At 71.8% G+C, this 14,188-nt stretch carries 10 protein-coding genes and 1 pseudogene; 7 read left to right on the top strand and 4 right to left on the bottom strand.

The annotated features are described in order from the left end of the window. Positions 1-186: 186 nt before the first annotated feature. Entirely contained in the window at positions 187-1,290 is a 1,104-nt protein-coding gene (locus tag Raf01_RS29970) for a hypothetical protein (RefSeq protein ID WP_239134040.1), read from the bottom strand. Further along, entirely contained in the window at positions 1,278-2,192 is a 915-nt protein-coding gene (locus Raf01_RS29965; RefSeq protein WP_203921412.1) for a transporter substrate-binding domain-containing protein, read from the bottom strand. The genes Raf01_RS29970 and Raf01_RS29965 overlap by 13 nt, the downstream gene beginning before the upstream one ends. A gap of 451 nt (positions 2,193-2,643) precedes the next feature. On the opposite strand from Raf01_RS29965, the gene Raf01_RS29960 reads away from it, so the two are divergent. After that, complete coding sequence (locus tag Raf01_RS29960; RefSeq protein ID WP_203921411.1) at positions 2,644-3,318, top strand: RICIN domain-containing protein; 675 nt, start codon at positions 2,644-2,646, stop codon at positions 3,316-3,318. An 86-nt stretch (positions 3,319-3,404) separates the two neighbouring features. Here Raf01_RS29960 and Raf01_RS29955 read toward each other — a convergent pair whose 3' ends face one another. Beyond that, a complete protein-coding gene (locus tag Raf01_RS29955; RefSeq protein WP_203921410.1) occupies positions 3,405-7,154 on the bottom strand; it encodes an ATP-binding cassette domain-containing protein in 3,750 nt (1,249 codons plus the stop codon). 264 nt (positions 7,155-7,418) lie between these two features. On the opposite strand from Raf01_RS29955, the gene Raf01_RS29950 reads away from it, so the two are divergent. From Raf01_RS29950 to Raf01_RS29940, 3 genes are all read left to right on the top strand, one after another. Further along, the gene (locus tag Raf01_RS29950; protein ID WP_203921409.1) at positions 7,419-8,537 is read left to right on the top strand and encodes a hypothetical protein; all 1,119 of its coding nucleotides are present in this window, start codon (positions 7,419-7,421) and stop codon (positions 8,535-8,537) included. Between the two features lie 145 nt (positions 8,538-8,682). Further along, complete coding sequence (locus Raf01_RS29945) at positions 8,683-8,916, top strand: preprotein translocase YidC (protein ID WP_203921408.1); 234 nt, start codon at positions 8,683-8,685, stop codon at positions 8,914-8,916. Positions 8,917-9,125: 209 nt separating this feature from the next. Continuing rightward, positions 9,126-9,365 carry a PspC domain-containing protein gene (locus Raf01_RS29940; RefSeq protein ID WP_203921407.1) on the top strand — a complete coding sequence of 80 codons (240 nt, stop codon included), beginning with the start codon at positions 9,126-9,128 and terminating at the stop codon, positions 9,363-9,365. Positions 9,366-9,386: 21 nt separating this feature from the next. Here the strand turns inward: Raf01_RS29940 and Raf01_RS29935 are convergent, their stop codons facing one another. Next, on the bottom strand, positions 9,387-10,679 hold the full coding sequence (locus tag Raf01_RS29935) for a low temperature requirement protein A (RefSeq protein ID WP_203921406.1): 1,293 nt from the start codon (positions 10,677-10,679) through the stop codon (positions 9,387-9,389). Between the two features lie 184 nt (positions 10,680-10,863). Between Raf01_RS29935 and Raf01_RS29930 the strand changes: the two genes are divergently transcribed. The 3 genes and pseudogenes from Raf01_RS29930 to Raf01_RS29920 form a co-directional block, all read left to right on the top strand. Then, entirely contained in the window at positions 10,864-12,468 is a 1,605-nt protein-coding gene (locus Raf01_RS29930) for a serine/threonine-protein kinase (protein ID WP_203921405.1), read from the top strand. A 164-nt stretch (positions 12,469-12,632) separates the two neighbouring features. Next, entirely contained in the window at positions 12,633-13,163 is a 531-nt protein-coding gene (locus Raf01_RS29925) for a protein kinase family protein (RefSeq protein WP_203921404.1), read from the top strand. 613 nt (positions 13,164-13,776) lie between these two features. Continuing rightward, positions 13,777-14,188, top strand: a pseudogene (locus Raf01_RS29920) (hypothetical protein); the annotation flags it as partial.

Here is a 14,188-nt window from a genome sequence, read left to right as displayed (position 1 = left end):
GAGATCGGCACCGGGCCAGAGGAACGCTGTACGACGCCGGTCGAGGAAGCCACGTACCCGGTCGGCCCCGGGGCCCTCGACCGATCACGCAGCGGCCGGGTCGGGACGGGGGAGCCCAGATCGGCGGATCTGTCCGTTTCGCCGCCCGTTCCGCCACCCGTTTTGGGTGGAGTCGCGGTGGCCCAGCTACGGCTTGTGCAGTGGTCGGCCCTCGCATCGCGGGTCGGTGGAGACCTGCCGAGGAGCGGGCGCGATCCAGGACAACATCGGCTGCTCGACCTGCCAGCCGTGCGCGGTCACCGGTACCGTCGGCAGCCGGCCGTTGTCCGGGCAGATCGTCTCCGACATCACCTGGTCGTTGAGGACGAACCGGACGGTGCCCTGCTGATCGAGCAGCGTGGTCATCCGGTCGTTGACGGAGATGACGTACCCGATCCAGACCTCCGGTGGTGTGCGGTCGTCCGGGTTCGCGTCGATCTCCACCGCGACGGTGGGCAGGATCGGCGCCTTGAGGAAGTTCGCCCCCACCAGGAACGGGGTGAGCAGCACCGCCACCGTCGCGATCGAGCTGGTCAGTGGTCGCGCGGCCGGGCGGGGTACCGGTCCGGTCGCCAGTATCGCGAGCGCGGGTGGCAGGACCAGCAGCAGCGCGGTGCCGGCCTGCCCCTGGCGTACCGCGGACACGATGGCCGGGCCCAGCCACAGGTACGCGAGGATCGCCATCGCGATCGGCAGCGCGACGCACACCGCCTGTACCAGCAGTGGGTTGCGCCGGCTGTTGCGGACCCCGAGCCCGGACACGGCGAGCGTCATCATCAGCAACAGCGGCAGGAAGCGCAGCTGCCAGGTCAGGGCCGCGAGCACCACGGACAGCGCCACGACCCAGGGCGGGATGCGCAGCCCGGCGCGTACCAGCCGGAGCGAGTCGATGTCCTCCCGCGCGGCGCTGGCCCGCAGCAACTCCCCGAGAGTACGGCCGACGAGGGTGACCAGGGGCAGGATCCACACCAGCGTGATGAGCAGGGTGCTGATCAGGCCGAGCGGGCTCACGTCCTGGACGAGCAGCAGCATGGTCTGCAGGTTCTGCCGGCTCAGATACCACAGGCGCAGCAGCAGGAGCAGCAGCGGGGCGGCGGGCAGCACGGTCAGCAGCCACTGCCGGTCGCGGGTCTGTCGGTCGCCGGTCTGCCCGTCGCGGGTCTGTCGGTCGCGGTTCTGCCCGTCGCTGGTCGCCGGTGCCGGCGCGATGGTCGCGAGCCGTGACCCCGCGTCGGGGTCTACTTCTCCCACGGCCACTCGCGTACCCGGACCTTCGCCACCGGCGGCTGCCGGTCGTTCGCCACCTCCTGCGGCAGGCTGTCGTGCTGTTCCGGGCGCAGGTCCCGTTCGAACGCGTCTTCCCAGCGCCGGTCGGTCGCGTCGTACCGGGAGTGGTACAGCGACAGGTTCACGAGGGTACGCAGCGCCAGGTTGTCGCCGACGTTCATGCCCCACTGCTCGTCGAAGTCGATGCCGAGCGCGTTGAGCATCAGCTGCCCAGGGTGCTGGTGAACGAACCCGGCGAGGATGACGGCGTCGGTGGTGACAGCGTCGATCTTGCCGGCCAACAGGTCGGTGACGCACTCGCTGATCTTGTTGCGTTCCACCTTCACGATGTTGTTCTGCTGGGACAGCAGGGAGGTGGACGTGGTGATGGTGCACACCCGCTCGCCGGTCAGGTCCGACCACGCCTGTACCGGTGCGTGCCCGCGGCGCGTCAACACCGACTGCGCGGTGTTGAGGTAGGAGGCGGAGAAGTTGACGCCGGGCTGGGCGGCGCGCTGGGAAGTGATGCTGTAGCTGGCCACGACGAGGTCGACGGTGAGGAACTGGTCGCCGTCCTGCGCCTGCATCCGCGCGCGGTCCTTGCTCTGGATGGGCAGGAACCGCACGGACGCGCGGTCGAACCCGAGGTCCGAGGCGACCAGGTAGGTCATGTCGATGTCGAAGCCGGAGTACTGGCCGGTCTGCGGGTCGCGGTAGGAGATGCCGGGTTCGTCATCCAGGACGCCGACGAGCAACTGGCTCTTGCCGACCAGTCCGGCCTGTCGCATCAGGTCGTCCTTGGACGGCGGCCCGGTCTGGATGAGCAGCGTGACGCCGACGACCACGACCAGTACCACGGCCGCGACGATCGCGCCGAGCCGCAGCACCCGCACGACGGTGCGTCTGCGCCCCGGTGGACTCGGCGGACCGCCCGGCGGCGGACTCGACGTGGCCGGCGCCGCGGCGGTGCCGGCTGGATTCTCCGCACGTCCCCCGGGCACACTCACGTCTTCGTCTCCGTTCGTCCGATCGCGCTGACGCGTCATGAGGCCGCATCGTCCCGGCGCGTTCAACAATTTACCTATCTCACCGTGCCCGCGGTGTCACCGCTCGGGCGGCCCGCTGGATTGTCGGGTGTCGAGCCGGGGACCCGTCCCTGTCGGTTCCCCGTCCGACGGCCTGAGCTGGTGCCGGCGCTGGCGGATAGCGAACGCATAGCGTTCGTATGTGGTTGGGCGGTCACGCTGTGCGCAGACCGGAGGCGTCCGGCACTGTGTCGGCGCCGTGGCCATCCGCGCATGGGGCGCGGTTGCGCCATCCGGAGCGGGGAGGGGATCGATGAACGGGAAGCTGACGAAAACCAACGGCCGCAAGGGATCGGGGCTGCTCGGCCGGATCGGGGCAACGCGCCGGATCGCGTTCCTGGCCGTCGCGGGGCTGATCGCCGCGCTGGCCGGTCTGGTGGTGCCGCTGGCAGCGGCGAGCCCGGCGCAGGCCGGCCCGCCGAACTACTGCAGCGGCGGCGAACTCGGCCCGTACTGGTTCGGCGCGGTGGGCGCCACCAACGCGGCGGGGCATCGCAAGGTGATCGCCATCAGCACTCCGTACAGCGTCGGCAGCTACGCCTACCTCTGGGATGACAACAAGGACGCCCGTCAGCAGTTCTGCGCGGAGTTTCTGTTCAACGACCTCAACGGCTGGAAGGCATATGTGCTGCACTACAACGCCGTCGAAAGTCTCTGCCTCACCCACAACGGGGACTACAACGGTGCCGCGCTGGTGCTGGCGCAGTGCGATCCGGACGGGTCGGCGGGCATCAATCAGGTCTGGGACTGGGAGAACATGTCGCCGAACGTGAAGCCGGCCGGAGAGTCCGTCTACTCCCGCCCCTACCGGCTGCGCGACTTCAAGAACTGGGATTACTGTATCGACGTTTACAACGCGGGCAGCGCGAACGGCACCCGGGTGCAACTCTGGGGCTGCAACAACCAGCCCAACCAGTTGTTCTACTGACAGCCGCGCCACCGCGCCTGGGCCCACCGCGATCGGTGGGCCCAGGCTCGGCCGTCAAACTCGGCCGTCAAACTCGGCCATCGAACTCAGCCGGCCAGGTGACCCCAGCGGCCCTCCAGTTCGTGCCAGGGGCCGCGGGCCACCACCTTGCCGTCCAGCAGCGCCACCACGAGGTCCGCCTGGGCCAGCGCCGCCCGCTTCGACGTCGAACCGATCACCGTCACCCCGGACGCGCGCAGCGCGCGCCACAGCTCCAGTTCGGTCGTGACGTCCAGCGCCGAGGACACGTCGTCGGCGATCAGCAGCTCGGTACGGGGAGCCAGCGCCCGGGCGAGCGCGAGCCGCTGGAGCTGACCGCCGGACAGCCGGGTGCCCTTGTGCCCGATCAGCAGCCCGAGCCCGCCTCCGGTCGCCGCCAGGTCGTGGTCGAGCTGCGCGGTCGTCACCGCGCTGGCCGCGTCCACCTCGTGCCCAAGCTGGATGTTGTCCGCGATCGTGCCGGACAGTACCCGGGGCAGTTGCGCCACGTACCCGACCTGGTTCGGCCGCAGGAACATCTCCGGCTCGGTGATCAGCTGCCCGTTCCAGCACAGCGCCCCGGTGTGGTGCACGATGCCGGCCAGGGCGCGCAGCAGCGACGACTTGCCCGCGCCGACCGGGCCGACCACGAGTACCAGCTGCCCCCGGTCGACGGTCAGGTCGATGTTCCGGGCCGCCACGGTTCCGTCCTCGTGAACGGCGTTGAATCCGGCCAGCTCCAGCCGGCGCAGTGGGTGCCGCGGTGCCGTCGGCGGTACCGGTGCGGTCCCGGCCGACAGGTCCACCCCGGGTACCGGCGCCGAGTAGGCACCGACACCGGTCATGGCCACGGTCCGCCGGGTCCACACCCGGGCCGAGGGCAGCTGCGAGACCAGCGACGCGGTCGTCCACGCGAACCATCGGGCGGCGCCCAGGGTGGACACCGCGACCAGGGTCGCGCCGGCGGACAGTCCACCGGACAGGTACAGCGCCCACGCGGCGATCGGCAGCAGGCCGCTGGCCAGGGAGGGAGTCGAGCGGGCCCAGACCTGTACCTTGATCTCCCGCCGCTGGCGGTCGCTGCGCATCTCGTCGAGCCGGGCCACGTGCGCGAGCACCGGCTCGGTCGCCCCGGCGAGCTTGACCGTGCGGGCCGCCGACAGGGTCGACACCAGCGCGGTGACGAACGCCGCCCGTGCCGCCACGGTCCGGCGTGCCGCCCGCTCCAGCAGTGGCCCGAACAGGGTGGCCGCGAGCCCGGAGACGACCATCGTTCCGGCGAAGAACAACGCCGGCACGACGGTGCCGGAGACGACCGTCATCGACACGATGACGACCGTGGCGATGAACTGGTCGACGAGGTTGTCGGCGAGCATCACGACCCGTTCGGTGTCGCCGCCCTGGGCGACCACCTCGGCCGGGGTGTGCGCGCTGACCCGTCGCGGACCGGTCTGCCCGTGTACCAGCCGGAGGCTGATGCCGAGCATCTGCCGTACCCACCACTCGGGAAACCACCGACCGGTCAGGTACGGCGCCGGAGCACCCACCAGCAGCCCGGCCACGATGCCTGCCGCCGGCCAGAACGCGTCGCCGCTGACCACCTTCGACCACAGCCAGGGCAGGATGGAGCCGTCCAGCCCGACCAGTGCCATGGCCCCGTAGAGCGCCACCGCGGCGAGTCCGAACCGGGGATCGTTCGCGGCGAGCCGGAAGATCTCGCGCAGCGTCCGGGCCGGTGGCGGCTCGGGCAGTGGCGGCGGGTCGGACTTCGACGCGGTTTCCCGCTCCGCCGTCCCGGGTACCCGGTCGCCGCCGGCCGCGTCCGCTCCGGCTCTGGCGCCGATGCCATGCCCGGCCGGGAATTCCACTGGGAATTCGGCTGGGGATCCGGCTCCGGCGTCCAGCTCGGCCCAGAGGTCATCGCTGTCGGCCAGCGTCACCGCGCGGGCCTCCACCGAGCCGCTCGCCATTGCGCCGCCCGCCGCCTCGCCGGTCACCGCCTCGCCGGTCATCACCTCGCCGGCCATCACCTCACCGGCCATCGCGGCGCCGCCCGTCACGTCGCCGGTCGTCACGGCACCGCCGGTCATCCGCCCGCCCGTCACGGGGCTGCTCGTCACCGGCCTGCCCGTCGCCGGCCCGGCCGCCGCCGGTACCGCGGCTCCGCTGGCCAGCAGCGCGGCGAACCGTCGCGACTCGCGCAGCGGCCCGGCCTCGACCAGCTCGCCATCGGAGAGCACCACGACGTCGTCGCAGCGACGCACCGAGGACAGCCGGTGCGCGATGACAATGCCGATCCGGCCCCGCATCAGCCGTTCGGTGGCCCGCTGTACGCGGCTCTCGGTGACCGGGTCCATCCGCGCGGTCGCCTCGTCGAGAACCACCACGTGCGGATCGCGGACCATGATCCGGGCGAACGCGACCAGCTGTTCCTGGCCGGCGGACAGCACGTGCCCGCCCTCGCCCAGCCGGGTGTCGATCCCGTCGGGAAGGTCGTCGACCCAGGAGTCGAGGCCCAGCTCGGTCAGCGCCCGCGCGGCCGGGGCGAGCAGGTCCGGGTCGAACAGCGCGACGTTCTCGGCCAGCGTGCCGGCGAGGATCTCGGTGCGCTGCGGTACCAGGGCCACCCACCGGCGCAGCCGCTGGATGTCCAGGTCCACCAGGTCGGTGTCGCCGAGAAACACCGTGCCGCGCGGGACCTCGACTGCCCGGGTGAGCACCTTCGCCAGGGTGGACTTGCCCGACCCGGTGCGCCCGATGACGGCGTACGAGCGGCCGCGCGCGAACGTGAGGTCGATGTCGCGTAGCGCCGGGACACTGCGTTCACTCGTCCGGTACCGAAAGGTCAGGCCGCGCACGGCCAGGTCGGCGTCGACGGGAGCGAGGCCGCCGGCAGGCTCCTGGGCGGAGTCCCGGAGCAACTGAACCCGGCCCCAGGCGCCGAGCGCGTACTGCAACTCGGGCAGCAGCCGGCTCAACTGCTCGACGGTGAAGCCGAAGGCGAGTACGAGCAGCCACACGGCGGTCAGTCGGGCGCTGTCGATCCGGTCGGTGGCAAGACCCCACGCCCCGCCGATGACGAGCGCGGCGATGCCGGCCCGCATGACGGTGGCGGCGATCGCGGTCAGGCTCGACGACATCTGCCAGACCCGGCGCGCCCGCGCGAGCACCTGGCTGGCCCGGTGCGCGTACAGCCGCAGCACGTACGGCCGGGCCAGGCTGGTGCGCACGTCGTCCTGCCCGTGGATCGACTCCTCCATCACCGCGGCCAGATCGGACCAGGCTTCCTCCTCGGCCATCCGGGCCGGCCCGATCCGCCGGCCCGGTTTGCTGAGGCTGGCCATCAGCAGCGCTGAGAGAACCAGCATGCCGGCGCCGGCCGGCCACCAGATCAGCGTGGCGGTGGCGATCGACAGCAACCCGGCGGCCAGCGACTGGGCGATCCGCACGCCGCTGCCGCGCAGCTCGGACGCGACCTGGTAGACGTCGCCGTCGATCCGGTCCTGGAGCTCGCCGACCGGCGTGGTCTCCAGAGTCGCCAGATCCTGCCCGAGGGCCACCCGGCACAGCCGGCGCCGCACGTCCGCGGACCAGTCGGCGGTCAGCCCGGCGGTGATCAGACTTATCGCGAGGTCGGTGAGGACGACGGCCGCCAGCGCCACGGCCAGTACGACGAACAGCGCCGTCGAGCGGTGTACCAGCACCGGCCCGGCCAGCCCGGCCGCCGCGGCCTGGCCGCCCGCGCCGAGGACGATCAGCAGGGCCACCATCGCGGTACGACGCGGCGACGTGGCCCACAGGTCGCGAAGCAGACGCATCGTGCACTCCCGGATCGTGGTCGACCCTCAGCGTGCGCTGCCACGGCGCCATCACTCAACGCAATTTCCACCCGGCCGGGCGCGGAGGAAGCCGGCTTGACGGCGGGAACGAGGCCGGCTTGACGGCGGGAACGAGGCCGGCTCGACGGCGCGAACGAGGCCGGCTCGACGGCGCGAACGAGGCCGGCTCGACGGCGCGGACGAAGCCGGCTTGATCGCGACGGGTATTGTCGCCAGCCGGACGATCAATCCTGGGGAGGAATCGTGCGCCTTGTCCGCGTGGCTTCGGCCCGCCCGACCGCGGCAGTGCCCTTCGCCGCAGTGCCCTTTGCCGCGCGGACCGCCGCGTCACTGACCGCCGCACTGGTGGCCGCGGCACTGACCTTGACGGCCTGTGGTGGGACGCACTCGAAGACGGGGGCGGACACGCCGGCACTGGTTGCCGGCACCGCCGCCGCGGCCGCGGGGGAGGGCGCCGGCGCCGGGGTGGGCGGTGCTCCGGCGAGCGTGCCCGCCAGCGCGTCGCCGGCCGCGACCGGTACCGCGGCCAAGGCCGCCGGCAGCGGAACGAGCGGTGTCGGTACGAACGGCGGCGGCGCGGCCACCGCGGCTCTGCCCGCGGGCGCGCGCGAGGTGGTCCGGTACGCGGTGCCGATCGCCAGCTACCCGGCACTGCTGACGCAGGCGATGGCGGCGAAGTACCGACCGGTGTCGCTGGACGGGTACGACGTCGGCGGGGCGACCTACGTCAACGCCGTGTTCCGCCCGAGTGACGGAACCGCGTGGTACCAGTACATCGAGATGTCGGCCAGCGGGTACCAGAGCAGGTTCGACAGCCTGAAGAGCCAGGGCTACCGGCTCGCGTCCGTGGAGAGCTACCTCCACAGTGGACAGATAAGGTACGCGGGCATCTGGGTGAAGTCCTCAGGCCCGGACTACTACGCGTTCCACGCGTACTCGGCGACCGACTACCAGAAGATGCTGGACACCAAGACCGCCGCCGGGTACCTGCCGGAGAACGTGTCCGCGGTCGCGCCGGGCGGGGTGCTGTCCTACACCGGTCTGCTCGTCAAGCGCAGTCTCGGCAACTGGATCCTGAAGAGCACCCTGTCGCCGACCGACTACCAGACCCTGTTCAACCAGGAGACCAAGGCCGGGCTGGCGCCGGCGTACCTCGACGCGTACACGTCCGGGGGTACGGTGCGGTTCATCGCGCTGTTCGCCTCCGTACCGAAGGTGTCCTACCAGGCGCAGCACGGCATGACCGCGAGTCAGGCGGCCAGCGTGACCACCACCCGGGAGAAGTCCGGGTACCTGACCGGCTCGGCGGCCGGGTACGACGACGGCGGCCAGGCCCGCTTCCTGGTCTACTGGTCGCACTGATCCGCCCGGTGCCTGCCCCGGCAGGTTGTCCTTCCGCGTGGCCGGCTGTGCCTTCCGCCTGTGCGGGTTTGCGTTCCGCGTGGCCGGGTTTGCCTTCCGTGTCGCCGGGTAGCGGTCAGTCTGACGGTCGGCGGGAGGGATATCGGTGAGCAGCGAACCACGTGCCGGAGAACAACCGGCCCGCCGGGAAGCCGCGGAGCCTCCGGGCGGCGCGCCGCCGAGCGAGACCGAGGTTCCGCCGAACCGGCGGCCCCCCATCGTTTCCGCGGACGAGGGCGACAGCGTCGTCGAGGACGACGGCTCGGGCATGCCGGGCGGAGCGTCGGGCAGCAGCGCTGGCGGCTCGGGGACGCCCGGCCATCCGGACGCCCGGCAGTAGCGACCCGTCGCGTTCCTGCCCGACGGGGCCGTTTCCCGGGCCTGGCAGGGCCGCCGTTTCCCGGGCCCGGCCGGGCCGCCGTTTCCTCGGGCTCAGGGTCGGCGTATCCGGGGCGAGTCAGGGCCGCACCCCGATGCGGCGGGGGCCGCCGTGCGCGACTGTGGAGTAGTCAACGCACGACTTGAGCCCCCAGAAGGGACCGAAACACCATGGGTACCGTTCACGACTCGTTCCGCCGCCAGGGCCTGTCCCGTCCCCGTGAGGGCCGGCTGCTCGGTGGGGTGTGCGCGGGGCTCGGCCGTCGGTTCGGCCTCGACCCGTGGCCCGCCCGCCTGCTGTTCCTGCTGATCCTGTTCGTCATCCCGGGCAGCCAGCTGCTGATCTACCCGCTGCTGTGGATCCTCATGCCGTCCGAGGACGCGCCGGTCACCACGTACCCGTCGGCGTGACCGCGGCGCCGGCGCCCGCCGTCAGCGATCCGACCGTCCTCCGGAGTCCCGGGGGGCGGCCGGCCGCGTCGGGTCAGGCGAGCCCGGGCGGACGGCGTCACCCCAGCCCTCGCGGGCGATGTCACCGGAGTCTTGCCCCGCCGGACCGCCAGAGCCCCGGCGGGCGGCCCACCGGGCCACGGCTAGGTCCGCCAGTGTGATCGACAACAGGATGAGATCGACGGCCGCGGTCACCGCGTAGGCGGGCAGCGCGGCCGTCGCCGGGATCACCGCCGGCAGCACGACCAGTCCGCCGACGCTCATCCGAGGCACGGAGCGGCGCGTGATGACCGGCAGCAGGATCCGGCCGGCGAGAAACAGCCCGGTACCGCTGACGAGGAGCATGGCGGTGCCCAGCCGCGCCGACCCGGTGCTCTGAGCGACGATCAACTCGTCGCCCGCCGCGCTGGCCAGGACGCCGCCCAGCAGGAGGAACTGTGGGTACGAGGTGACCAGCGCCACCCGGCCCGGGCTGCGGGAGCCGTCGATGGCCGGACCGATGCGCTGTTCCCGGGGCAGGAACCGAAGCTGGGTCAGCAGGATCGCATTCGCGAACGACAGCACGAAGGCGACGCTGTGCGGCGCGTCGAACCCGGCGTTCGCGAAGCGGAGCCCGGTGACCAGGACCAGGTCGCCGACGGCCACGATGAACAGCTGCACGTGCCGCTCGGACAGGTGCCCGCCGACGATGCGCAACTGCTCCTGAGTGGTCGCGCCGAGGCCGGGGACCGGATACCCGATCAGCCCGAGCGTCGAGTCGATGAGGATCGCCACCGCCCACAGCGGATCCCGCGCCGCCGCCGGCAGGTAGGCGCCGGCGATCCACAGCACGGCGGTCGCGGCGAACCAGATCGCGACCCGGGCGCTGCGTACCAGGGCGGGGCTGCCGCGCAGCCCGTACATGAGCCCACCGCCGCGACCGAGGTGAATGGCCACGTAGGTGACCGCGAACACAGGCGCCGCCGACTTCAGCGCGGCGGGCACGGCGGCGGCCATCAGCAGAGACCCGAGCATCACCCAGAGCAGGATCGCCCGCACGTACGGCACCTCGGGGTCGAACCAGTCGGTCGACCAGGCGGTGACGGTCCAGACCCACCAGATGGCGGCGAACAGCAGCGCGATCTCCAGCGCGTTGACGAGGGAGTGGCCGTCGACCAGCGCCCTGGTCAGCCGGGTAAACGCGAAGATGAAGACAAGATCAAAGAACAGCTCGGTGTTGGAGACCTGGTGTTCCCCTTCCGCCCTCAGCAGGCGGCGCGCCTGGTTCCCCGCCATCCGCTCGTCCACACCCCCACCGGCTATCTGACCATGTATGCCGAATTCGGGCAGCAGAGTCGGGCGAGGCAGTCAAAATCGGGCGCATCCCCGCGAGTCCCCACCCCCGGTCGTGACCGGTCGGGCCTCAATCGTTACCTTGGGCTAGGTGTGGAAGGCGCAACCAACGGGCAGGCAATCAGCCATGGTCATCGTGGGCGGCCGGTACCGGTTGGTGGAGCGCCTCGGTGTGGGCGGCATGTCCCTGGTGTGGCGGGCGTTTGACGAGGTACTGGGCCGCCAGGTAGCGGTGAAGGTGCTCGACGGGCCGTTCGCCGGCAACCCGGACTTCCGGCGGGCCATCCGGCGGGAGGCACGGGCGGTGGCCCGGCTGGCCCATCCGAACATCGGCGTGGTGTACGACTACGGAGAGTGGACGGACGACGCCGGCGTCACCACCCCGTACGTCGTCATGGAATTGATCGACGGCCCGACTCTCAGCGAGCGGCGCCGTAACGGCACGCTGCCCTGGCGGACCGCGGTCGGCATCTGCGCGCAGGTCGCCGCTGCGCTGGGCGCGGCGCACGCCCGTGGCCTGGTACATCGCGACGTGAAGCCGGCCAACATCATGCTGTCCGGTACCGGGGTCAAGGTGGTCGACTTCGGGATCACGGCGCTGGTCGGGGAGCACGTGGACCAGGGCAGTGACGGGATCGTGCAGGGAACTCCCGGGTACGTCGCGCCGGAACGGCTCCTCGGTGCCCCGGTCGGCGCGGCCGCGGACGTGTACGCCCTCGGCGTGGTTCTGTTCCAGGCGCTGGCCGGCCGGCTGCCGTTCGACGCGGTGGGGGAGACCGAGATTCTCGCCGCGCACCTGACGGCGCAGCCGGACCCGCTTCCACCCATCGACGGAATGCCGGACGACGTCAACGACCTCTACCTTCGCTGCCTCGCGAAGGATCCGAGGCAGCGGCCGGATGCCCGCCAGGTCGCGACGGCGCTGAGTACGGCGGCCGGTCTCACCGTCGCCACCATCGACGCCGGTGGCGGAGCGATTGCCGGTGGCGACCCGGAACCCGACCGGAACCCGACCACGCTGCTTCCGTCCGCCGTTACCGCGCCGATCGTCGTCGGCGGTCGGGGACGGGCGACCGCCCGCACGGACCAGGGCACCCGACCGATGCGGGTGCACCGGCGCCGGAGGCTCGCCGCCCTCGCCGTCCTGCCGTTCGCACTCCTCGCCGGTGTGCTCTACGCCGCGACGACAGACGACCACAACACCAGCCGGACCGTGCCGCAGGCGGGTGCGGCCGGCCCCACGTGCGCGGTGACGTACCGGGTCGGTACCGACGACGGTGCGAGCTTCACCGGTACGCTCACCCTTCGGGTACCGCAGAGCCCACCGCCGGCCGGTGGCTGGACGCTGTCCTTCGACCTGCCGGCCACCCAGACGTTCCAAGCGACGGCACCGGCCGCCTCGACGCAGGACGGCGACCACGTGGTGGTGCGCGTCGCGAATGCCGGCGCGACGGGAGCGGGACCGGTCGTCGTTCCCTTCACCGGCAGCTACCAGGGCACCAACCCGCTGCCGGCCACGTTTGTCGCGAGTGGACACACCTGCACCCCGTTGCTTCTCGGGCCCAGCGGAAAGCCGGTGACGGTGCTGCCGCCCACAACCGCACCGTCCACGTCGGATACGAATGCCGGGGGTGGCGACCGGGACCGGGAGAAGCCGGATCGCGGGTCCGACCACGGCGGCGGCCATTCCGGCAGGGGACACGGCGAGGACGTAAACCAGGACGGGCGATAGCGCTCGGCCGGTGTCAACCGGGCGCCGGGTCGGTGGTACCGGTCCCGTCGGGATCCAATCGTTACGCCGGGCGGGCGTGAAGCGGGTGCCGATCGGGCACGCAACTGGTCATGGTAGTCGTCGGCGGCCGGTACCGTCTGGTTGAGCGCCTCGGTGTGGGGGGCATGTCCGTGGTGTGGCGGGCGTTCGACGAGGTGCTGGGGCGGCAGGTGGCCGTCAAGGAACTGGACGGCCCGCACGCCGGGAATCCGGACTTCCGCCGGGCGATCCGGCGGGAGGCACGGGCGGTGGCCCGCCTGACGCACCCCAACATCGGCGTGGTGTACGACTATGGAGAGTCATCGGACGGCGCCGGTGTCGCCATCCCGTACGTCGTCATGGAGCTGATCTACGGTCCGACCCTGGGAGAGCGGCTGGGCGCCGGCACGCTGTCCTGGCGGGCCGCGGTCGGCGTCTGCGACCGGCAGCTACCGGGGCGCCAACCCGCTGCCCGCGGCCTTCGTCGCGAGTGGACACGACTGCACGCCACTGCTGCTGGGCTCGAACGGCACGCCGGCCGCGGCCTCCTCGTCGACCTCGTCCCGACCGTCCACTTCGGACGCAAGGGCCGGGGTCGACGGCCGGGCGAATCCCGCGCCTCCCGCAGCCGGCCCGGCCGCAGGGCCGAAGCCCGGCGACGGTCCGAAGCCTGGTAAGGGATCCCAGCCCGGCAAGGGTCCGAAACCCGGTAAGGGCGGCGGCGACAAGCGGGGCAAGCCTTAGGCCGTGCCTCGAAGTACCTGGCCGGCCTGCGGCGGATCCAGACGACGACCCGCGGCGTTGTCGTCTCGTCCGGATACAACACCGGTATCCGGACGAGCCGCCGCCTTGCCGGATCGCCGCCTGGGCCTTGCCTCGGCTCGACCGAGAACTTGGAGACACGGCCTCGGGCGAGCGGTTGGCGTGTCCGGGTTGCGGCCGGTGGCGAGGCGCGCTACCGTGAATGTGGTCCTGCTGGATGTCTTGCCCCGGGACTCATCTCCGAAATCGCCCTTTCCGCAACGGATTCTGGCGATGGGCGAACTCTGACGGGAGCCTTCCCGACCGTCCCCGTTGTGGCTGTCCGTTCCCTCTGAACGGATCGGCCACCGCCTTGGCGCGCGGACAGACCGGTCGCCGAAACACCGCGGGTTCGTGTTGAGTCCCGCGAGGCGGGCCGCCACCCGGACGGTGCCGTCATTTCTTCACGGCCGTGCCGGCCATTTCTTCACGGCCGTGCCGGCCATTTCAGGCCACCTTCGACGTTCAGGCCACTTCGAAAGGAAACTCATGACAACGACAGTCGAGATCCCGCCCGCCGCGACCGGTGTCGCAGCCGATGCCGAGCCGGGCCGGGCCGCGACCGCGCGCCGATCCCGGCGCAGGCGGTCACCGGAGCCCGCCGTGGCCGCCACGGACAACGCCCCGGCCGGGTCACCGGCGCCGGACGACGCCGACGAGCGGTCGGTACCGATCGCCGGGATCCTGGACATCCGCGGTAACCACGGGTTCGTGCGCGCCTCCGGGTACCTCGCCGGGGCCGGCGACGGATACGTGTCGGCGGCGCAGATCAAGCGGTACGGGCTGCGCCCCGGCGACCTCATCACCGGTACGGCCCGGGAGACCGGCGACCGGGACACCCGGCAGGGCAACAACCGCCAGGACCGCCAGGACCGCCGCGGCCTGCTGCGGGTGGACACGG

The sequence above is a fragment of the Rugosimonospora africana genome, from assembly GCF_016862975.1.
Lineage (GTDB): Bacteria > Actinomycetota > Actinomycetes > Mycobacteriales > Micromonosporaceae > Rugosimonospora > Rugosimonospora africana.
The sequence above is the reverse complement of the archived record's forward strand: the minus strand, read 5'-3'. Positions and strand labels throughout refer to the sequence as shown.